The 19,789-nt window shown below is 70.7% G+C and carries 17 protein-coding genes; 10 read left to right on the forward strand and 7 right to left on the reverse strand.

The genetic code is table 11. From position 1 onward, the window contains the following. Complete coding sequence (locus SB754_RS03075; protein ID WP_410780886.1) at positions 1-996, forward strand: stage II sporulation protein M; 996 nt, start codon at positions 1-3, stop codon at positions 994-996. A gap of 71 nt (positions 997-1,067) precedes the next feature. Here the strand turns inward: SB754_RS03075 and SB754_RS03080 are convergent, their stop codons facing one another. The 5 genes from SB754_RS03080 to SB754_RS03100 are packed head-to-tail and all read right to left on the reverse strand — an operon-like array spanning position 1,068 to position 6,595. Next, positions 1,068-2,399, reverse strand: a complete 1,332-nt coding sequence (locus SB754_RS03080) for a DUF58 domain-containing protein (RefSeq protein ID WP_410780887.1) — start codon at positions 2,397-2,399, stop codon at positions 1,068-1,070. 8 nt (positions 2,400-2,407) lie between these two features. Beyond that, the gene (locus tag SB754_RS03085) at positions 2,408-3,415 is read right to left on the reverse strand and encodes an AAA family ATPase (RefSeq protein ID WP_410780888.1); all 1,008 of its coding nucleotides are present in this window, start codon (positions 3,413-3,415) and stop codon (positions 2,408-2,410) included. After that, the gene (locus SB754_RS03090) at positions 3,412-4,710 is read right to left on the reverse strand and encodes a DUF4350 domain-containing protein (RefSeq protein WP_410780889.1); all 1,299 of its coding nucleotides are present in this window, start codon (positions 4,708-4,710) and stop codon (positions 3,412-3,414) included. Before SB754_RS03090 ends, SB754_RS03085 begins: the two co-directional genes overlap by 4 nt. Continuing rightward, entirely contained in the window at positions 4,707-5,348 is a 642-nt protein-coding gene (locus SB754_RS03095; RefSeq protein WP_410780890.1) for a DUF4129 domain-containing protein, read from the reverse strand. Before SB754_RS03095 ends, SB754_RS03090 begins: the two co-directional genes overlap by 4 nt. A gap of 2 nt (positions 5,349-5,350) precedes the next feature. Further along, the gene (locus tag SB754_RS03100; RefSeq protein ID WP_410780891.1) at positions 5,351-6,595 is read right to left on the reverse strand and encodes a hypothetical protein; all 1,245 of its coding nucleotides are present in this window, start codon (positions 6,593-6,595) and stop codon (positions 5,351-5,353) included. A 183-nt stretch (positions 6,596-6,778) separates the two neighbouring features. Here SB754_RS03100 and mtrA point away from each other — a divergent pair, with 183 nt between their 5' ends. From mtrA to secA, 6 genes are all read left to right on the forward strand, one after another. Continuing rightward, positions 6,779-7,462 (forward strand): MtrAB system response regulator MtrA, encoded by a 684-nt coding sequence (mtrA, locus tag SB754_RS03105; protein WP_410780892.1) that lies wholly within the window; start codon positions 6,779-6,781, stop codon positions 7,460-7,462. Positions 7,463-7,475: 13 nt separating this feature from the next. Next, the gene (mtrB, locus tag SB754_RS03110; protein ID WP_410780893.1) at positions 7,476-9,107 is read left to right on the forward strand and encodes an MtrAB system histidine kinase MtrB; all 1,632 of its coding nucleotides are present in this window, start codon (positions 7,476-7,478) and stop codon (positions 9,105-9,107) included. Beyond that, on the forward strand, positions 9,104-10,813 hold the full coding sequence (locus tag SB754_RS03115; protein WP_410780894.1) for an LpqB family beta-propeller domain-containing protein: 1,710 nt from the start codon (positions 9,104-9,106) through the stop codon (positions 10,811-10,813). The genes mtrB and SB754_RS03115 overlap by 4 nt, the downstream gene beginning before the upstream one ends. A gap of 89 nt (positions 10,814-10,902) precedes the next feature. Further along, the gene (locus SB754_RS03120; protein ID WP_410780895.1) at positions 10,903-11,634 is read left to right on the forward strand and encodes a ComF family protein; all 732 of its coding nucleotides are present in this window, start codon (positions 10,903-10,905) and stop codon (positions 11,632-11,634) included. Between the two features lie 91 nt (positions 11,635-11,725). Continuing rightward, positions 11,726-12,427 (forward strand): ribosome hibernation-promoting factor, HPF/YfiA family, encoded by a 702-nt coding sequence (hpf, locus tag SB754_RS03125; protein WP_410780896.1) that lies wholly within the window; start codon positions 11,726-11,728, stop codon positions 12,425-12,427. A gap of 205 nt (positions 12,428-12,632) precedes the next feature. Beyond that, positions 12,633-15,440 carry a preprotein translocase subunit SecA gene (gene secA / locus SB754_RS03130; RefSeq protein WP_410780897.1) on the forward strand — a complete coding sequence of 936 codons (2,808 nt, stop codon included), beginning with the start codon at positions 12,633-12,635 and terminating at the stop codon, positions 15,438-15,440. A gap of 152 nt (positions 15,441-15,592) precedes the next feature. On the opposite strand, the gene SB754_RS03135 is transcribed toward secA, so the two are convergent. Beyond that, positions 15,593-16,174 (reverse strand): Rv3235 family protein, encoded by a 582-nt coding sequence (locus SB754_RS03135; RefSeq protein WP_410780898.1) that lies wholly within the window; start codon positions 16,172-16,174, stop codon positions 15,593-15,595. 157 nt (positions 16,175-16,331) lie between these two features. Between SB754_RS03135 and SB754_RS03140 the strand changes: the two genes are divergently transcribed. After that, the gene (locus SB754_RS03140; protein WP_410780899.1) at positions 16,332-17,825 is read left to right on the forward strand and encodes a sensor histidine kinase; all 1,494 of its coding nucleotides are present in this window, start codon (positions 16,332-16,334) and stop codon (positions 17,823-17,825) included. A gap of 182 nt (positions 17,826-18,007) precedes the next feature. Here SB754_RS03140 and SB754_RS03145 read toward each other — a convergent pair whose 3' ends face one another. Continuing rightward, positions 18,008-18,256 (reverse strand): WhiB family transcriptional regulator, encoded by a 249-nt coding sequence (locus tag SB754_RS03145; RefSeq protein WP_018190103.1) that lies wholly within the window; start codon positions 18,254-18,256, stop codon positions 18,008-18,010. Between the two features lie 225 nt (positions 18,257-18,481). On the opposite strand from SB754_RS03145, the gene SB754_RS03150 reads away from it, so the two are divergent. Next, positions 18,482-18,940 carry a hypothetical protein gene (locus SB754_RS03150; RefSeq protein ID WP_410780900.1) on the forward strand — a complete coding sequence of 153 codons (459 nt, stop codon included), beginning with the start codon at positions 18,482-18,484 and terminating at the stop codon, positions 18,938-18,940. Between the two features lie 35 nt (positions 18,941-18,975). Next, on the forward strand, positions 18,976-19,731 hold the full coding sequence (locus tag SB754_RS03155; protein WP_410780901.1) for a DUF1684 domain-containing protein: 756 nt from the start codon (positions 18,976-18,978) through the stop codon (positions 19,729-19,731). Positions 19,732-19,789 lie beyond the last annotated feature (58 nt).

Genomic DNA, 19,789 nt, shown 5'->3' on the forward strand with positions numbered 1-19,789 from the left:
ATGGACCTCGACGCATACACCGCCGCGCACAGCGCCGACTGGGAGGAGCTCTCCCGGCTGGCTGCGAAGCGACGCCTCGAGGGCGCGGAGGCCGACCGGCTGATCGACCTGTACCAGTCGGGGGCGGCCGACCTGTCGGCCATCCAGACGAGCGCCGGCGCGACCGCGGTGGGGGACCGCCTCTCGCTCGCCCTGTCGTCGGCGCGCCTCCGCTTCACCGGCGCGGGATCCAATCTGTTCTCGCAGGTGCCCCGATTCTTCGTGCTGCAGCTGCCTGCGGCCCTGTACCGCCTGAGGTGGATCGTGCTGGGGGTCGCCGTCGCGACGGCGATCATCGCCACCCTGTACGCGCTGTGGATCACCGGCAACCCGGACGTGCTGCGGAACCTGGGCGACGACGCCGACCTGCGCCGCTACGTCGAGCACGACTTCATCGACTACTACTCGAACAACCCGGCGGCCTCGTTCGCCGGTCAGGTCTGGACGAACAACGCCTGGATCGCCGCACAGTGCATCGCCTTCGGCATCACGGGCGTCTACGTGCCGTATGTGCTCATCCAGAACGCCATCGGCGTCGGCACGGCCGCCGGCGTCATGTTCGCGTACGGCCGCGGCGACATCCTGTTCTCGTACATCGTGCCGCACGGCCTCCTGGAGCTCACCAGCGTCTTCGTCGCCGCGGCGGCGGGTCTCCGCATCTTCTGGTCCTGGATCGCGCCGGGTGCGCGTACGCGGGGTCAGGCGCTCGCCGAAGACGGGCGCGCCCTGTTCACCGTCGCGGTCGGCTGCGCGATCTCGCTGTTCGTCTCGGGCCTCATCGAGGGATTCGTGACGCCGTCGGGCCTCCCGGTCTGGGCGAAGATCGGGATCGGCGCGCTCGCTTTGGCCGCATTCCTGACCTACATGCTGGTGCTCGGACGTCGCGCGGTCCGCGCGGGCGAGACCGGCGACCTCACCGAGTACGAGGCAGGGGCGCGGCGCATCGTCGCCGGCTGACCGGCTGTCTCGGCTCTTCGGCTCTTCGGCTCTTCGGCTGAGGCGGTGGAGGCTGTGGAGGCCGGAGACCGTCAGAGCCGCCCGGCCGCCTTCAAGGCCAGATAGCGGTCAGCAAGCGCGGGCGGCAGATCGGCGGGGGCGCCGGTGACGACATCGCCACCCAGCCGCCGGACGGCCGCGGACACCCGGCTGAGGTCGAGCAGCGACCGCTCGGCAGCAGCCGCCCGGTACACCGCCTCGCGGTCCGTGCGCTGCCGGGTCGCCTCCAGGGTGTCCGGGTCGGTGACGCTCGCGACGACCACGAGATGCTTGGCCGTCAGCTGGGGGAGCACCGAGAGCAGTCCGCGGGAGCCGCCGGGCGACTCGATCGAGGTGAGGAGGACGACCAGCGACCGCTGCGACGTCACCGACGCCACCTGTGCGGGCACCGCCGACCAGTTCATCTCGATGAGGGCCGGGTCGATGCCGGCCATCGCATCCACCATCCTGGACAGCAGCTCGGGACCGCTCGCCCCCTGGACGCGCCCACGCATGACCCGGTCGAAGGCGATCAGGTCGACGCGGTCGCCGGCGCGCGACGCGAGCGCGGCCAGCAGCAGGGCGGACTCGAACGCCGTGTCGAGACGTGGCTCGTCGGCGACCCGGGCGGCGGAGGTGCGGGCCGAGTCGATCACGATCACCACACGGCGGTCGCGCTCCGGGCGCCAGGTGCGCACCATGACCCGCGCGCCGCGGCCACCCGACGGGTCGTGCCGCCGCGCCGTCGCCCGCCAGTCGATGGACCGCACGTCGTCGCCGCGGACGTACTCCCGCAGCGAGTCGAACTCGGTGCCCTGGCCGCGGAGCAGGACAGTCGTGCTGCCCTCGAGCTCGCGCAGCCGCGCCAGCCGGGACGGCAGGTGCTTGCGGGCGGCGAACGGAGGGAGCACCCGGATGCGCCCGGGGGCCTCCAGGGTCGCCTGCCGCGCCCACAGGTGCAGCGGTCCCCACGAGCGGATGGTCGCCGTGCCGACCCGGCGCTCGCCCCGCCGCCACGGTCGCAGCGACGAGACCAGCCGGCGCCGCTCCCCGGCCGGAATGCTCACCCGGGTCCGGCTGGGCTCCGCTCCGGCGGAGGGCTCCCAGGCGTCGCGGACGACGCCGCGCAGGACGCGCCGCCCGGTATTGGTGACGTACAGCTCGGACGCCGCCTCGGCGCCCAGACGCACGCGTGCCGGGAGGCTGCGCTGCAACGAGACGTTCCGGGGGGAGGCGGCCAGGATCAGGTCGACCGCTCCGAGCGCCACGGACAGCACGATCCACCCGCCGAGCGCCGCGTACGCCGTCGCATCCCGCGCGCCGAGCAGCACGACGGGGATGACGCCGAGCGCGAGCAGGGCGACGAAACGTCCGGATACGGTCACGCGGCGGCCTAGATCGGGACCTGGACCTGCTGCACGATGGAGCGCAGGATCGCGTCCGCCCCGACACCCTCCAGTTCCGCCTCCGGCCGCAACTGGATGCGGTGCCGCCAGACCGGCAGGAGCATCGCCTGCACGTGGTCGGGGGTGATCGACTCGTAGCCCGACAGCCACGCCCACGCCTTGGCGGCCGCGAGCAGCGCCGTGGTTCCGCGGGGGCTGACGCCCAGCCGGACGGAGGGGCTGCGCCGGGTCGCCCTGGCCAGGTCGACGATGTACGCGAGCACGTCGGCGTTGGCGCCGACAGCCGCCGCCGATTCGCGGGCCGCTGCGAGGTCCGCGGCGCCGAGCACCGGTGTGACGCCCGCGGCGGTGAGGTCGCGCGGGTTGAAGCCGGCCGCGTGACGGCGCAGCACCTCCACTTCGGTGTCCCGCTCGGGAACGTCGAGGGTCAGCTTCAGCAGGAAGCGGTCGAGCTGCGCCTCGGGCAGCGCGTAGGTGCCCTCGTACTCGATCGGGTTCTGGGTCGCCGCGACGATGAACGGGTCGGGCAGGCGGCGGCTGACGCCGTCGACGCTGACCTGCCGCTCCTCCATGGCCTCCAGCAGTGCCGACTGGGTCTTCGGAGGCGTCCGGTTGATCTCGTCCGCCAGCAGGATGTTCGTGAACACCGGCCCCTCCCGGAACACGAACCCGCCGGTCTGCGCGTCGTAGACCAGGGATCCGGTCACGTCGCCGGGCATCAGGTCGGGCGTGAACTGGACGCGCTTCGTGTCGAGGCTGAGCGCGTGACTGAGCGAGCGCACCAGCAGCGTCTTGGCCACGCCGGGCACGCCCTCGAGCAGCACGTGGCCGCGCGCGAGGAGGGCGATCATGAGGCCCGTGACGGCGCCATCCTGGCCGACCACGGCCTTGCCCACCTCGGCGCGGACCGCCGCGAGGGCGGCGCGCAGCCGCTGAGCGTCGGCGGCGGGGCCGGGGGTCGGCGGATGGGAGGTTCCGGTCGTGACGTCGGTCATGCATCCATTCTTCCGGTTGGGCCCGGGGCGGGCGGTGCAGCAGAGGGGGAGACGGCGACCGCGGTCGCGCGTTCGAGCTGCGCGAGGTCGTCCGAGAGGGCGAGGAGGTCGCGGTCGGTGGTGGGGATTCGGTCGAGGAGCACATCCGCCACCAGGGCGCGAGGGGAGCGCGTGACCGCCGCGACCGCGTCCGCGACCTCGTGCGTCGTCGCGGTCGACGGGAGGCCGACGAGCAGGGAGAGCCGCCCGATCGTCCCGACCCGGAGGGCGTCGGCTGCGCGCAGCCGCGCGGACGACCGCTGGTACAGCCGCGCGCGTCCCTCGCGCGTCTCGCCGGCGCGCACCACGACGGGCAGGTTCTCGACGACCAGCGGGCCGAAGCGCCGGCCGCGCCAGATCGCGGCCGCGAGGAACACCGCGATCAGCAGCAGGACGACGGGGGTGACCCATCCTGGCGTCAGCGCGGCGATGTCGGGAGGGCCGGTGACCGGACGGTCGCCGAGCGACGGGAGGTACCAGACCAGCGTGCGGTGCCCGCCGAGCAGGTTCAGGGCGAGCGCGGCGTTGCCCAGCCGGTCCACCCCCTCGTTGCTGATCACGGCCGAGGAGCCGAGCAGATAGACGGTGGAGTCGTCGAAGGACGTGCGGACGAGGGACGCGCGCCCCGATCCATCGGTGAAGCACGCCACGCCGTCGCCGGTCACGCGGTACGTGCCAGGGAGGCCGGGGGTCTGGCTGTCCGTGATGCTGCGCGGGTCGATGCGGCCGGCGCGTTCGGCCGCTCGCACTCCGCAGCCGGCCGACACCGGTCCGCGCGGCTCGCCTGCAGCGCTGATGTCGGGCGCGATGGTCCCCAAGGCCCGGAAACCCGGCTCCACGACGACGAGGGTCCGGCCGTCGCCGGCGAGAGCCCGGTATCCGGAGGCGGGGAGGTTGGCGTCAGGGTCGTACACGAGGACGGTGGCGTCGTCCGCCGCGGCCGAGCGGGCCTCCGCCAGCGTGGTGACGGACTGGACGGCGACACCCTGCCCCCGCAGTACCTGGGCGACGGCCTTCGCACCGCCCGGCGCCGGATTCGCGGGGTCGAGCGGCGTGCCGGCCCCTGTGCGGCCACCGGTGAGGAGGATGCCGAAGAACGCGATCAGGACGGCGATCGCCGCGAGCACGAGCCAGGGCACTGCGCGGCGGGCGGTCCGCCGCACGGTGGGGGACACCGCACGGGCGTCGGCGGGCGGGGGAGCATCCGCGCGGGCGGTGTCGGCCTCCTTCTGCCGTACGGGGGCGGGCGCGCTCATGCGAGCACCCCCGGAACCTGGATACGAGCCCTCTGCAGCCGCTGATCCAGCGCGACCAGCTGCTGGTACGCCGCCTCCGTACCGGGGCGGTCGAGGTAGCGCACCTCGTCGAAGGAGCGGGCCGCTTGACGGAGGGATTCGCTCTCCTCCGGAACGACCGCTGCGGCGCGCTGCGCGAACTCGGCGGCGGTGGTTCCCGGCGTCACCTGCACCAGGGTGCGCTCATCCAGTCCGGCCGCGATGGCCCGGAACTGCTCCTCGACGGCGAGGACCCAATCGCCTGCCCGGGCGGCCTTCTCGGCCGCCGCGCGCAGTTCGGCGGGGGTCCGGGAGCTGTCGGCGCCGAAGAGGGAGCGCCGCTCGAGCGAGGAGCGCCGGTTGAGGCGCGGCCGCCCGAAGACGAAGAAAGCGGTCACGATGAGGCCGGCGACGATGAGGACGACGACGAGCAGCAGCACAGGACCCGCATCGCCGCCCGGCCCTTGGAAGAGCGACGCCAGCCAGTCCTGCACCGCCTTCGAGGCGAGGTCGAACCACGTCGGCTTGGCGGCCTGGTACTCCGGGCGCGCCAGTTCGTCGCGCAGCCACTCCTGCGCCTCCGGCGAGCTCGGGTCCACCGGGATGTCGACGTGGATCACGATCAGCCGGCTTGCCACCCGGCCGGCGGCTGCTGCGGGAACTGCTGCGGTCGCTGAGCGGGAGGGAGGTACGGGTCGGACAGGTCCTGCCCGGTCTGCCGGCCCTCCACGAATCGCACCAGCTCCAGGTCGAGCCCTTCCTTGCGCATCCGCAGATCGATGTAGAGCAGCGAGACGGCTGCGGTCTGGATGACGCTGCCGATGGCTCCAACGATGGAGGTCACGATGCTCGCGAGGACGTTGACGCTGAGCTGGGTGACGAGGAGCTGCGTCATCGTCTCCCCCGAGCTCGAGCTCGCCGAGGTCGGGGCGAAGACGCCGCCGAGGAAGCCCCCGAGCAGCCCGAACGGGATGCCGATCACCTGCGTGATCGCGTACACGATCACGCCGACCAGCGCGATGATCCCGAAGGTGCGCCAGAAGTAGCCGTTCGTCAGCCGCCAGGAGCGCTGGACGGCGGCCCGGAGCGGCAGGCGCTCCAGCACGATCGCGCTCGGGACCATCGCGAGTTTGGTGTTGATCCAGACAGCCAGCGGGATCAGCCCGAGACCGCCGAAGATGCCGACCAGCACGGCGCCGATGGTGCCGGCAGGACCGCCGAGCATCGCCAGCGCCACGACGATCGCGGCGACGAGGGCGAGGGCGACGATCCAGGCGAGGGCGAACAGCAGGGTCCAGCCGATCAGGGCGCCGATGCGGCCGCGGATCAGCTGCCAGAGGGCACGGAAGGTCAGCTTCTCACCCAACGACTCGCGGGCGACATCGCCCACGATGACGCCCTGCAGCAGTGCGCTAAAGATGCTGGTGATGACCAGCGAGAGCACCCCGAGGACGACCGTGCCGCCGATCAGGCCGGCACGCAGCGCGGGCTGATCGCTGATGTCGCCGGAGACCAAGCGGCCGACCAGGAGTGCGATGGCGCCGGCCACGAGCACGGTGACCACGATGGAGGGGATGCCCTGCAGGAGCAGCGCCGCGCCGACCGTGATCCGCGGGTTGCGCCGCAGCGCCTGGAACGGTGCGGCCAGCAGGGGCCCGAGGGTGAGCGGACGGAGCGGGATGAGCCCCGGTTTCGGTGGCGGGGTCCAGCCGGGCTGCGCGTACGCGGGACCGTACTGCTGCTGCCAACCGGGCTGCTGCTGGCCGTACTGCGGGGGCTGCTGCTGCCCGTACTGCGGGGGCTGCTGCCCCTCCTGCCCGGACGGCCCCTGCGATCCCGGCGCCTGCCAGTTCTCTTCGTCGGTCACGCCGTGCCCTTCCGTCCCCCGCGTCGTGCGATGGTCCCATGCTGGCACATCGGCCCGGCGAGCGATGTCCCGTCCACAGGGCACGTCATGGTTTCATTCAAGCCGGTAGCAGCCTGCTCCATTACGCTGATCATGTTGTCCGCGGCCACGGCCGCTCGAGAGGGGTTCGGAGAGACGTCCGACATGACAAGTCGCATCCTGGTGGTCGACGACGACACCGCGCTTGCGGAGATGATCGGCATCGTGCTGCGCACGGAGGGATTCGACCCGGTCTTCTGCGAAGACGGATCGCTCGCCGTGGACACGTTCCGGTCCGCAAAGCCCGACCTCGTGCTGCTCGATCTGATGCTCCCTGGCCTCGACGGCATCGAGGTCTGCGGCCGCATCCGTGCCGAGTCCGGCACCCCGATCATCATGCTGACCGCGAAGTCCGACACGGCCGACGTCGTGAAGGGGCTGGAGTCCGGCGCCGACGACTACATGGTGAAGCCGTTCAACCCGAAGGAGCTCGTCGCGCGCATCCGCACGCGGCTGCGCCCCACCCCGACCGCTCCGCCGTCCGACGAGCTGACGGTCGGCGACCTCGTCGTCGACGTCGCCGGTCATGAGGTGCGCCGCGGCGACGCGCGCATCGCCCTCACGCCGCTGGAGTTCGACCTCCTGCTCGCGCTCGCGTCCAAGCCCCAGCAGGTGTTCACGCGCGAGATGCTGCTCGAGCAGGTCTGGGGCTACCACTACAAGGCCGACACCCGGCTGGTGAACGTGCACGTCCAGCGGCTCCGGGCGAAGGTCGAGCAGGACCCGGACAACCCCAAGATCGTCATGACCGTGCGCGGCGTCGGCTACCGCGCCGGCGCGGTCGCGTAGCGCGGAGACCCTCATGCGCTTGCGGTGGCCGACGCGGGACGAGTGGCGGCAGGCGCCGTCCCGTCTCGTGCGCCTCTGGCGCGGCTCGCTGCAGCTCCGCACGGTCGCCATCACCCTCCTGCTGACCGGCGTCGCCATCCTCGTCACCGGCGTCTACATGGCGCTCAGCATCAGCAACGACCTCTACCAGTCGCGCCTCGACCAGGCACTGCGCGACTCCAGCCGGGCCACCACCACGGCCCAGTCGACCCTCAACGCGTCGGACGTCTCCTCCGGGGACGGCGGCAAGAACCTCCTCAACACTGTGCTGCAGAGTGTGCAGGCGTCGACGTCCAGCCGGCTGGTGGCGGCCTATCGGGTGCCCGGGCAGGACACGGGCGTGCTCGCACCGCCCGACCGCGGCAGCCCCGCCATGAACTCCGTCATCTCGGACGAGCTGCGGGCCAAGGTGCAGAGCGGAGGGACGAAGCAGTTCTACCAGTCGGTCGCGCTCCCGGCGGGCACCGGCGACACCGATCCCGGCATCGTCGTCGGCTCGCAGCTGACCCTGCCGTCGTACGGCAAATACGAACTGTACATCGGCTACAACCTGCGCGACTCCGAGAACACCCTCCTCTTCGTGCAGAACACCCTGCTCCTCGCCGGGCTGGCGCTCATCCTCCTCATCGGCGCCATCACCTGGGTGATCGTGCGGTTCGTGGTCGAACCGATCCGGGTCGCCGCGCGCACCAGCGAGCGGCTGGCTGCGGGAGATCTCGCCGTCCGCATCCCCGAGCGCGGGGAGGACGTCTTCGCGACGCTCGCCCGCTCGTTCAACGGGATGGCGGACAGCCTCCAGAGCCAGATCAACCAGCTGGGGACGCTGTCGCAGCTGCAGCAGCGCTTCGTGTCGGATGTGTCGCACGAGCTCCGCACCCCGCTCACCACGATCCGGCTGGCGGGTGACGTGATCTACGACCAGCGGGAGGCGTTCCCGCCCGCCACCGCCCGCACGGCCGAGCTGCTGCACACCCAGGTCGAGCGGTTCGACCGGCTGCTGTCCGACCTGCTCGAGATCAGCCGGTACGACGCCGGGTCGGTCGTGCTCGACGCCGAGCCCACCAACCTCGTCCGGCTGGCCGAGGACTGCGTGGACGAGCTGCGCACCCTGTCGGAGCAGAACGGGTCGGAGCTCGCCCTCGACGCGCCCGGTGGCTACTTCGACGTGCCGATGGACCCGCGGCGCATCCGGCGGGTGGTCCGCAACCTGATCGGCAACGCGATCGAGCACGGGGAGGGCCGGCCGGTCATCGTCACGGTCGACAGCAACGAGAGCGCGATCGCGCTCACCGTCCGCGACTACGGGATCGGGATGAGCGCGGAGGACATGGCGCACGTCTTCGACCGCTTCTGGCGGGCTGACCCGTCCCGAAAGCGCACGCTCGGCGGCACGGGACTGGGGCTCGCCATCTCCCTCGAGGACGCGACGCTGCACGCCGGCTGGCTGCAGGTGTGGTCCGCTCCGGGCGCGGGGTCCTGCTTCCGGCTCACCCTCCCGCGCGTCACCGGCCGCGAGATCACCGGCTCTCCGCTGCCGCTCCCGCCCGCGGACGCGGGGGCGACGATGCCGCAGCAGGCAGGCACCGGAAGCGAGGCGCGCGCATGAACGGACGCCGACGGACCGCGCCGGTCCGCACCCTCCTCGCGGCCATGACCGTGCTGGTGCTCGCCGCGCTCGCCGCCTGCGCCAGCATCCCCGACTCAGGGCCTGTGCGCCAGGGCGGCCCGGTGGCCCAGGTGAACGACCCGCTCGACCTCGACTTCAACCCGTCGCCGCCCGAGAACGGCGCCAGCCCGCAGCGGATCGTGCAGGGCTTCATCGACGCCGCCTCCAGCCCGAAGAACAACTTCCAGATCGCCCGCGAGTACCTCACGCACTCGATGGCGGCGAACTGGAACCCGGACGAGTCCGTCACCGTCGACGACGGCCGGAACCGCTCCTACGAAGACCAGGGGTCGCTGTGGCGGGTGGATGTGACACCCGTCGCCAACGTGGACGCGGTCGGCGCTTACCGTCCGGTCGCGAGCACGGCTCCGGTCGGCCTGAACTACCAGCTCTCGAAGGAGAACGGCGAGTGGCGGATCTCCGTCGCCCCGGACGGCGTCGTCATCGACGAGCCGACGTTCCGTGCGGTGTACAGCCAGCAGACGCTGTACTTCTTCAGCCCGGGCTACTCCTACCTCGTGCCTGACGCGCGCTGGTTCCCCGCGCGGGTCGCGTCCGCGGCCACCCGCGTGGCCAGCTCGCTGCTCGCCGGTCCCGTGGCGTGGCTGAACGGCGCGGTCGTGACGGCCTTCCCGAAGGGCACGCAACTCGCGGTGCCCTCGGTGACCACATCGGGCGGCGTCGCGCACGTGGACCTCAGCTCGGAGGCCGGGCAAGCGGATCCGGGCCAGCTGCAGAGGATGCAGTACCAGTTGGAGCAGTCCCTCGGCAGCTTGGCCCAGAGCGTGCAGCTGTCGATCGAGGGCAACACCCAGCAGGTCCCGTCGCTGAGCGCCGCGGCGGCCCCCCTCCGGAACCCGCCCGTCGACTCGCGCGCGTACGTCGCGCACGGGGATGTCTTCGGTCCGCTGAACGGCGACACCGTCACCGGTCTCAGCGGGCTGAGCGAGAAGGTGGCGGCTCTGCACCCGACCGCGATCACCCTGAGCGCCTCGCGTGACCAGGCGGCGGTGCTGTCCCAGGCGGGGGTGTACTCGGTGCGCAAGACCGGCGATCCCGTGCGCGTGGACGGCCGGCCCGGGCTCATCGGTCCGTCGCTCGACACGGACGGCTGGGTCTGGTCCGTGCCGGGCGCGTCGCCCGACGCTGTGCAGGTCGCAGCGGCCAACGGCGGGGATGCGCACGCGGTGGCCGTGACGTGGCCCAACGCCACGGCCATCCTGGCGCTGGCGGTCTCCCGTGACGGCACCCGCGTCGCAGCGCTGCTGCGCACGGCGACGGGCTACTCCCTCATGGGCGCGGGAATCGTCCGCGGCGGCAACGGATCGCCGACTTCGCTCACCGAGCCGATCGAGCTGGCTGTGCCCGCCTCCGGGGCGGAATCCATCTCGTGGACGAGCGACCTGACCATCGCCGTGCTGAGCACGACCACCGGTCAGGCGACCAGCATCGCGCAGCAGTCGGTGGGAGGCGAGCAGACGACGACCTCGGGACCGGCGGGCGGGCGCACCATCGTCGGAGCGGCGGGACTTGCGCCGTATGTCGTCCTCAGTGACGACGGCACGCTTCTGGCCCCGACCGGCACCGGCTGGCAGGCGCAACTGGACAAGGTGTCGGCCGTGGCGGTGCAGCAGGGACAGCCGTAGTCCTGTCCACAGCCCGTCCCTAGGACCGGGTTCTCCACCGATTCGCCGCTCGCGGCCCGCGGCGCCGCCGAGCCCGCGAAGCTCGAACCATGACAGCACACACCCTGGTCCGTGAGTCCCTCCTCGACGCTGCGGCGATCGTCCTCCCTGTGCGGTGCGCCGGCTGCGGCCGGCCCGACCGCACGCTGTGCGACGAGTGCCTCGCGGCACTGCATCCGGCTGCGCAGCGGGAAGAACTCGACGGGATCCCGCTATGGTGGGCGCTGCACTACGACGGAACGGCGAGGCGAGTGCTCCTCGCCTACAAAGACGGCGGGCGGACCGACGTGGCGCGTGCTCTCGCACGCGCGCTGCGCTGCGCCGTCGTCGAGGCCCAGCGAGATGCCGAGCGTCGCGACGGGAGCGCGGCGCTGCTCCCGGTGCTCGTCCCGTCCACTCGTGCGGCCTGGCGTCGGCGCGGCTACCATCCCACCCGATCCGTGCTCGCCCGCGCCCACATCCTGGTGCCGCCGCTCTGGGGCGCCCTGCGGCTCTCCCGGCAGACGGCCGACCAGGCGGGGCTCACCCTCGACCAGCGTTCGGGGAATCGCGCAGGCAGCATCGTGGCCTCCCGCCGTCTCGCCGGCCGTGACTGCCTGATCGTCGATGACATCGTCACCTCCGGGGCGACCGTCGCGGAGTCGGCCAGAGCGATCCGGGAGGCGGGCGGACGCGTAGCCGGGGTGGCGGCGATCGCCCGGACGCCGCTTCGGTCCGGTGCCGGCTCTCAGCGGCCGCTCAGCGGACGCACCGGGAATGCCGCCTGTTTTCCTGTTTCTTAACCGCAGAAGGCGCACTACGGTAGTCGAAAAGGCGCGAGCGATCCGCCCTTCCTCAACCGGGCGGTCATCGCGCCGGATCAGGGAGGTCTCCATGGACATCAACATCATCGGACGCAACCTGGGCATCACTGATCGCTTCCGGGAGTACGCCACCGAGAAATCGGAGAAGGTCGCACACCTGGCCGAACGAGCCATCTCGTTCGAGATCAAGGTCAGCCGCCACAACGAGAAGCTGGGCAGCCCGAACGGCGACGACCGCGTCGAGCTGACTCTCGTGGGGCCGAAGGCCACAGTGAGATCCGAGGCGACGGGGCAGGACAAATACGCTGCCTTCGACATCGCCCTGGGAAAGCTTCTGGAGCGGGTGCGCCGAGCGAAGGATCGCAGGAAGGTGCACCGGGGTCAGCACAGACCGACCTCGCTGCGCGAGGCGAGCACCGACGGCTTCAGCGCTGTCGGCCTCGCGGCAGCTCCTGTGGCCGTGCTCGACCAGGTCCGCACCGGAGCGACGCCGGCCGTATCCGATGAGACGGAGGAGACCGCGGAGGCGGAGGAGGAGTACTGCCCCGTCGTGATCCGCAAGAAGGTCTTCGCCTCCGTGCCGATGACCGTGGACGACGCGCTCTACTACATGGAGCTGGTCGGTCATGACTTCTATCTCTTCGTCGACCAGGAGACCAAGCGTCCCAGCGTCGTGTACCGCCGCAAAGGCTGGGACTACGGCGTGATCTCCCTCGACGACGAGGCAGACGAGCTGCAGGAGGTCGCCACCGCTGCGCGGAAGCTCGGCTGACGGGCTCTCCTCACACCACGCCGATGGCGACCGCCCGGGCGGCGGTCGCCATCGGACGTTCATCCAGGCGCCTCTCAGCCTCCACAGGTCGAACGCGGGGGCTGAACAAGTAGCATGTCTCTAGCGTCGGCGGAGTCTGCCGTCCGGCGTGCGTCCGTCGAGGCGCCGGGCCATCGGCCCGACCGAGCGTAAGTGGAGTGCATCAGTGGCCTCAGTTCTTGAAAAGGTCCTCCGTGTTGGCGAGGGCCGCACCCTCCGTCGGCTGGAGGCGTACGCGCGGGCGGTCAACGCCCTCGAAGACGACTTCAGCGAACTCACCGACGAGGAGCTCGCGCGCGAGACCGTCGAGCTGCGCGAGCGGTACGGCAACGGCGAGTCGCTCGACGACCTGCTCCCGGAGGCGTTCGCCGCGGTCCGGGAGGCCGCGAAGCGGACGCTGGGCATGCGGCACTTCGACGTGCAGCTCATGGGCGGCGCGGCCCTTCACCTCGGCAACATCGCCGAGATGAAGACCGGTGAGGGCAAGACGCTCGTCGCGACGACGGCGGCCTACCTCAACGCGATCGCCAGCCGCGGCGTGCACGTCATCACGGTCAACGACTATCTGGCGAGCTATCAGTCCGAGCTGATGGGACGCGTCTTCCGTGCCCTCGGCATGACGACCGGTGTCATCCTCGCCGGGCAGACGCCGGAGGAGCGCCGCGAGATGTACGCGGCCGACATCACCTACGGCACGAACAACGAGTTCGGCTTCGACTACCTGCGCGACAACATGGCCTGGCAGGCGAGCGACATGGTCCAGCGCGGCCACTACTTCGCCATCGTCGACGAGGTCGACTCGATCCTCATCGACGAGGCGCGAACCCCCCTCATCATCTCCGGCCCGTCGTCCGGCGAAGCCAACCGGTGGTTCAACGAGTTCGCCAGCCTGGCGAAGCGCCTGACCCCGGACGTCGACTACGAGGTCGACGAGAAGAAGCGCACGGTCGGCGTGCTCGAGCCCGGCATCGAGAAGGTCGAGGACTACCTCGGCATCGACAACCTCTACGAGTCGGCCAACACGCCGCTGATCTCGTTCCTCAACAACGCGATCAAGGCGAACGCGCTGTTCAAGCGCGACAAGGACTACGTCGTGATGAACGGCGAAGTGCTCATCGTCGACGAGCACACCGGCCGCATCCTGGTCGGACGCCGCTACAACGAGGGCATCCACCAGGCGATCGAGGCGAAGGAGGGCGTGGAGGTCAAGGCCGAGAACCAGACCCTGGCGACTGTCACGCTGCAGAACTACTTCCGCCTCTACAAGAAGCTCTCCGGTATGACGGGTACGGCCGAGACCGAGGCCGCCGAGTTCATGAGCACCTACAAGCTCGGCGTCGTCCCGATCCCGACCAACAAGCCGATGCAGCGCATCGACCAGCCGGACCTCGTCTACAAGAACGAGAAGTCGAAGTTCGACCAGGTCGTCGAAGACATCGTGAAGCGCCACGAGAAGGGCCAGCCGGTCCTGGTCGGCACGACCTCCGTCGAGAAGAGCGAGTACCTCTCGCGGCTGCTCGCCAAGAAGGGTGTGCGGCATGAGGTCCTCAACGCGAAGAACCACGCCCGTGAAGCGGCGATCGTCGCACAGGCCGGTCGCCTCGGCGCGGTCACCGTCGCCACGAACATGGCGGGTCGCGGTACGGACATCATGCTCGGCGGCAACTCGGAGTTCATCGCCGTCGCCGAGATGAACGCCCGCGGTCTCTCCCCGGTCGAGACGCCCGACGAGTACGAGGAGGCCTGGGAAGAGGTCTTCGAGAACGTCAAGGCGCAGGTCGCAGAAGAGGCCGAGAAGGTCGTCGCCGCCGGCGGGCTCTACGTGCTCGGCACCGAGCGCCACGAGTCGCGGCGAATCGACAACCAGCTGCGCGGGCGTTCCGGCCGTCAGGGCGACCCGGGCGAGAGCCGCTTCTACCTGTCGCTGACCGACGACCTGATGCGCCTGTTCAACTCCGGTGCGGCCGAGAGCCTGATGGGGCGCAGCAGCGTGCCGGACGACATGGCCATCGAGTCCAAGGTCGTCAGCCGCGCCATCCGCAGCGCCCAGTCGCAGGTCGAGGCCCGCAACGCCGAGATCCGCAAGAACGTGCTCAAGTACGACGACGTCCTCAACCGCCAGCGCGAGGCCATCTACAGCGACCGTCGGCACATCCTGGAGGGCGACGACCTGCACGAGCGCGTGCAGCAGTTCCTCACCGACGTGATCGACGACATCCTCGACCAGCACACCGGCGAGGGAAGCGGAGACGACTGGGACTTCGACGCGCTGTGGGCAGAGCTCAAGACGCTCTACCCGATCGGCGTCAGCATCGACGAGGTCATCGCCGAGGCGGGGAACAAGGGCAAGATCAACCGCGAGTTCATGCGGCGCGAGATCCTCTCCGACGCCCGCATCGCCTACCAGCGCCGCGAGGAGTCCCTCGGAGCGCCGGCGATGCGCGAACTCGAGCGCCGCGTGGTGCTCTCGGTGATCGACCGCCGCTGGCGCGACCACCTCTACGAGATGGACTACCTGAAGGACGGCATCGGCCTGCGCGCCATGGCGCAGCGCGACCCGCTGGTCGAGTACCAGCGCGAGGGCTTCGCGATGTTCCAGCAGATGATGGGCGCCATCCGCGAGGAGACCATCGGCTTCCTGTTCAACCTCGAGGTCGAGGTCAACCAGGCGCCCGGCGAGGTCGAGTCCCCGGCCGTTGCCGCCAAGGGCCTGGCCCGCGGCGAGGGCGCCACGGCGCTCAGCTACTCGGCCCCGGCCGAGCAGGGCGGCGTCGAGGTGCGCGACCAGCGCGGACAGCTCGAGAAGGCAGCCACAGCCCGTGCCCAGCGCGCCCAGCAGCAGGACGCCGCCCCGGCGCCCGCGCCTGCACAGGGCGCCACGCAGCGCGGTGCGTTCGGTCAGCGCGTCGACGCCTCCGACGACCAGGCGCCCGTGAACCGCGCCGAACGCCGGGCCCAGGCCAAGAAGCGCTAGCGCCGGCCTCACCCGGCAACCCGGAACGGCGGTCCCTATCGGGGCCGCCGTTCCGCCTGTCGGTCATCCGCCGAGTGGTGAGCACATGTCGCAACTCGTCGAGAATTGGAGCATCTACTCACCAGTCGACCGACGCCCATCCGCGCCGTCCGTCAGAGCACGTTGATCGCGCTCGCCCGCCAGCGCTCCCGGTGGCGCTCCAAGCGGATCGCCACGGCACGCGACCGCGCCGGCTGGTGCACCAGCACCACCGCCTCCACGACGCCTTCCGACGGGGCGGTGAGGTGAGGGTCGCCGATCCGCATCCGCGGTCGGAGGGTGTCTCCTGGCGAGACGGCCCGCAGACGGGCGGCCAGCATCGTTCGGCGCAGCAGGTGCACGTATACGGAATCGCTCACCCAGCGTCCGATCTGGTCGAGCGGGCGGGCGCCGGAGAGGATCTCCACGGCGCAGCGGGCGAGGTTGGCGCAGAGCGTCGCCGGGTCCGGGTTGGCGGTCTCCGCGATGACGGCGACGCTGTCGGCCACGGCCGGCACGGTGCGTGCGACGCTGTCGGTGTCGGCCGGCACGGTGCGTGCGACGCTGTCGGTGTCGGCCGGCACGGTGCGTGCGATGCTGCTGGCCGCAGTCGGCAGGCTCTCGGCCTCGGGCGGCGCGGTTCGCGGCATAGGGCGGGTCATCGGGTTCGGCCGGCCGGTCGGTTCGATCGCGGGGGCGAGGGCCGAGTGGTGCATGGAACTCCCTGGTGAAGTGTGTCGGTGGTCCGTGATGAAATAGACCTGTGATATGTACGATGCTCACTTAAGCAGGGGGTCACGCGTCGGGCCAGGGCATATGCGCCCTGTGGATAACTCCCGTCATCGCGACAGGTCGGCCGTTTAGGATGGGGTGGTGTCGACGCTCAGTGATCTCGTCCATGCCCACGGCCGCTCCTCCGAGGAGGACGTCGAGTGGCTGCACGGACTCGTCGGCGACTGGCAGCTCCTTGCCGACCTCGCCTTCGCCGACATCGTGCTCTGGGTGCCGACGACGGACGACGACTTCGTCGCCGTCGCGCACGCGCGGCCATCGTCCGCGGCCACGCTGTTCTACCGTGACTTCGTCGGGCAGCGGATCAAGCCGGAGTGGCGGCAGCAGGTGATCGACGCCTTCCGGTCGAAGCAGATCATCGACACCTCGGCGCCAGACTGGTACGAGGAGACCCCGACGCGTGTCCGGGCCGTCCCCGTCATCCGCCGGCTCTCCGTCCACTCGCCCGACACGGCCGAAGAGCCGGTCGCCGTGATCACCCGCCACACCAACCTGAGCGAAGCGCGCACCCCGAGCCGCCAGGAGCTGACCTTCAACGAGTGCGCGAACGACCTGTTCAACATGATCGCCACGGGCGACTTCCCCGACCTCGGCGCTCCTGCGGCTCCCCGCCGCGGCGCTCCGCGTGCGGCCGACGGACTGATCCGCCTCGACGTCGACGGCACGACCACCTTCGCCAGCCCCAACGCCCTCAGTGCCTTCAACCGGATGGGCTTCACCGGGGAGCTCGAGGGGGAGTCCCTCGCCACCGTGACCACGGGCCTGCTCGCCGGCACGATCACCGTCGACGAGTCGCTGCCGCTCGTCGTGACCGGCCGCGCACCGTGGCGCACCGACATCGAGGCGCGCGGCGTCACCGTGTCGCTCCGTGCCATCCCGATCCGTAACCGTGGCGAGCGGGTCGGCGCGATCGTGCTGTGCCGCGACGTATCCGAGCAGCGCCACCAGGAGCGGGAGCTGATCACCAAGGACGCGACGATCCGCGAGATCCACCACCGCGTCAAGAACAACCTCCAGACCGTCGCATCGCTGCTGCGCATCCAGGCCCGCCGCACGCACTCGGAGGAGGCTCGGGAGGCGCTCAGCCAGGCCATGCGACGCGTTGCGGCCATCGCGGTCGTCCATGACACGCTGTCGACCGGGCTGGCCCAGATCGTCGACTTCGACGACGTGTTCGACCGCGTGCTGCTCCTCGTGGCCGAGGTCGCCGCGAGCCACACGACGACCGTGCACCCGAAGAAGACGGGCCGCTTCGGCTCGCTGCCGTCCGAGTACGCGACCCCGCTGGCGCTCGCTCTCACCGAGCTGGTGACGAACGCGGTGGAGCACGGCCTCGCCGGCCGCGAGGGCCAGGTCGAGATCGTCGCCCACCGTTCGGAGGAGTCGCTGACGGTCAAGGTCGTCGACAACGGCTCCGGCCTCCCCGAGGGCAAGGTCGGCAGCGGCCTGGGGACGCAGATCGTCCGCACCCTGATCCAGGGCGAGCTCGGTGGCGCGATCGACTGGCACACGATGATGGGCCAGGGCACCGAGGTGACCATCGAAGTGCCGCTCCACTACCTCACCAAGATCTGAGGCTGCGCCGCGCCTGAGCGGCGATACGACGCGGGCACGAAGGATGCGGGCGCGAAGAACGCGGGCACGAAAAAGCCGAGGAGGCGCTCGGTGCTAGGTGTGTGAGCGCCGCCTCGGCGGTGTCCGTCGCGCGGCTGAGAGCCGCGCCGACAAGCCGTGGTACGCGGGGGAGCGGGCCGGCCTCAGGAGGCGCGGCGTGCACGAGCGGCGCGGCGCTTGAGCGCGCGACGCTCGTCTTCGGAGAGACCGCCCCAGACGCCCGAGTCCTGACCGGTCTCGAGGGCGTACTGCAGGCAGATCTCGGTCACGGTGCAGCGCGCGCAGACCGCCTTCGCCTTGTCGATCTGGTCGACCGCGGGTCCGGTGTTGCCCACCGGGAAGAACAGCTCGGGGTCCGCGGTGAGGCAGGCGGCTTTGTCGCGCCAATCCATGAAGATGTGCTCCTTGTTTACTGGGGTTCCTGACCGGAGGTGGCCATAGAATGCAGATAAGCAGCCGGGTTGCAGGGTGCTTAGATCCGTGGGGAATCAGACCTGCCCACGACCCTGTGAGCGTTAACTCGACCGTTGAATATGCTCCCATAGCGGTTATCCCGAATCAATAGTTTTGTATGGGATAACGCTGAGAACACCAGCCGGAAACGTCAGGATGCTATAGTGCCCGACCCCCAGAACGCCGCCGACCCCCGGAACGTCTCCGGCGTCGCTCCTGCTGCCGCCACATCGCGTCCCGCCTTCCTGGTGGCGCTGACGGTCCTCCTGGCGCTCGAAGCTCTCCTGGTGCTGGCCCTGGCGGTCTGGCTGCTGATCGACCTCCTCACCGTCCGTCCGGTGTCCTACCCGTCGGCCGTCGCGATCACGGTGCTCGCCTTCCTCGCTGCCGCCTGGGTGATCGCGACGACGGTGGGGCTGCTGCGCCGTCGGAGCTGGGCGCGCGCCTCGGCCGTGACCATCCAGATCCTGCAGGTGGCGGTCGCGGTCGGATGCTTCCAGGGCCTCTACGCGCGGCCGGACCTCGGCTGGGCGCTCCTGATCCCGGCCGTGGTGGCCGCTGTGCTGGCGCTCACGCCATCGGTCGTGCGCGCCACCGCCCGCAACACGGAGCAACACGAATAGGAGCTGACGGGAACAAGCTGCACACTCGGTCTGTTATGTCCGATATCGTGACCGATCTCTCTGTACAGCCCTCCGCTTCCCCGTCGACCATCGACCGCGCCCGCGACAGCTGGGATGCCTGGCATGCCGACCGCCTGCGGGCCGTGGCCGCGCCGACCGGCAACCTGGCGCTCATCGAGACGCGCTGGCTCGCCGCGGACGACTCGACCACCCCGGAGGAGGCCCTGGCCGGCCGGCCGGAGACGGTCACCGCCACCGGCCTCTCGCGCCGAAGCCTGGAGACCGGGGAGCTCGAGCGCGGCATCCGGCTCTGGGACGCGCAGTCGCCCGCGATCCGCGCGTTCGAGACCATCGAGGTCTTCCCGTTCGACCCCAGCTGGGTGATCGAGGCGACGTTCACGCCGGTCTCCGACGACCGCACCATCCCCTTCGAGCACATCCGCGACAACGGGCTCACCCGTGAGCTGGTCGTGCCCGGCGATATCGCCTTCGAGCGCGAGGGCGTGGCGTACACGCTGAGCGCCTTCGACGACGACGGCACGCTGCTGCTCGTCTTCGGCGACCCGACCAACGGGGCGGATGGCGAGGACGGCACGTACGCCTCCGGCCGGTTCCTGTTCGTGGAGCGGGACGGCGACCGTGTCGTCCTCGACTTCAACCGCGCCTTCGTGCCGCCGTGCGGCTTCTCGGACCAGTACAACTGTCCGCTGCCGCCGCGTAACAACCGCTTCGCCGTGCCGGTCACCGCGGGCGAGAAGCGCGTCGTCCTCCGCGACGGCTCGCAGCACTGACCGCAGCACCGACGTTTTCCCTTCCCCCCACAGCACACAGCACAGCACTGGAGAACCC

Origin of the sequence: Leifsonia sp. SIMBA_070 (assembly GCF_046534635.1) — a bacterium.
Lineage (GTDB): Bacteria > Actinomycetota > Actinomycetes > Actinomycetales > Microbacteriaceae > Leifsonia.

Excerpts from the sequence above, each read along its gene's own strand:
- SB754_RS03075 (WP_410780886.1), top strand. The coding sequence starts at position 1 with ATGGACCTCGACGCATACACCGCCGCGCACAGCGCCGACTGGGAGGAG.
- SB754_RS03085 (WP_410780888.1), bottom strand. The coding sequence starts at position 3,415 with ATGACCGACGTCACGACCGGAACCTCCCATCCGCCGACCCCCGGCCCC.
- SB754_RS03090 (WP_410780889.1), bottom strand. The coding sequence starts at position 4,710 with ATGAGCGCGCCCGCCCCCGTACGGCAGAAGGAGGCCGACACCGCCCGC.
- mtrA (WP_410780892.1), top strand. The coding sequence starts at position 6,779 with ATGACAAGTCGCATCCTGGTGGTCGACGACGACACCGCGCTTGCGGAG.
- mtrB (WP_410780893.1), top strand. The coding sequence starts at position 7,476 with ATGCGCTTGCGGTGGCCGACGCGGGACGAGTGGCGGCAGGCGCCGTCC.
- SB754_RS03115 (WP_410780894.1), top strand. The coding sequence starts at position 9,104 with ATGAACGGACGCCGACGGACCGCGCCGGTCCGCACCCTCCTCGCGGCC.
- SB754_RS03120 (WP_410780895.1), top strand. The coding sequence starts at position 10,903 with ATGACAGCACACACCCTGGTCCGTGAGTCCCTCCTCGACGCTGCGGCG.
- hpf (WP_410780896.1), top strand. The coding sequence starts at position 11,726 with ATGGACATCAACATCATCGGACGCAACCTGGGCATCACTGATCGCTTC.
- SB754_RS03135 (WP_410780898.1), bottom strand. The coding sequence starts at position 16,174 with ATGCACCACTCGGCCCTCGCCCCCGCGATCGAACCGACCGGCCGGCCG.
- SB754_RS03145 (WP_018190103.1), bottom strand. The coding sequence starts at position 18,256 with ATGGATTGGCGCGACAAAGCCGCCTGCCTCACCGCGGACCCCGAGCTG.
- SB754_RS03155 (WP_410780901.1), top strand. The coding sequence starts at position 18,976 with ATGTCCGATATCGTGACCGATCTCTCTGTACAGCCCTCCGCTTCCCCG.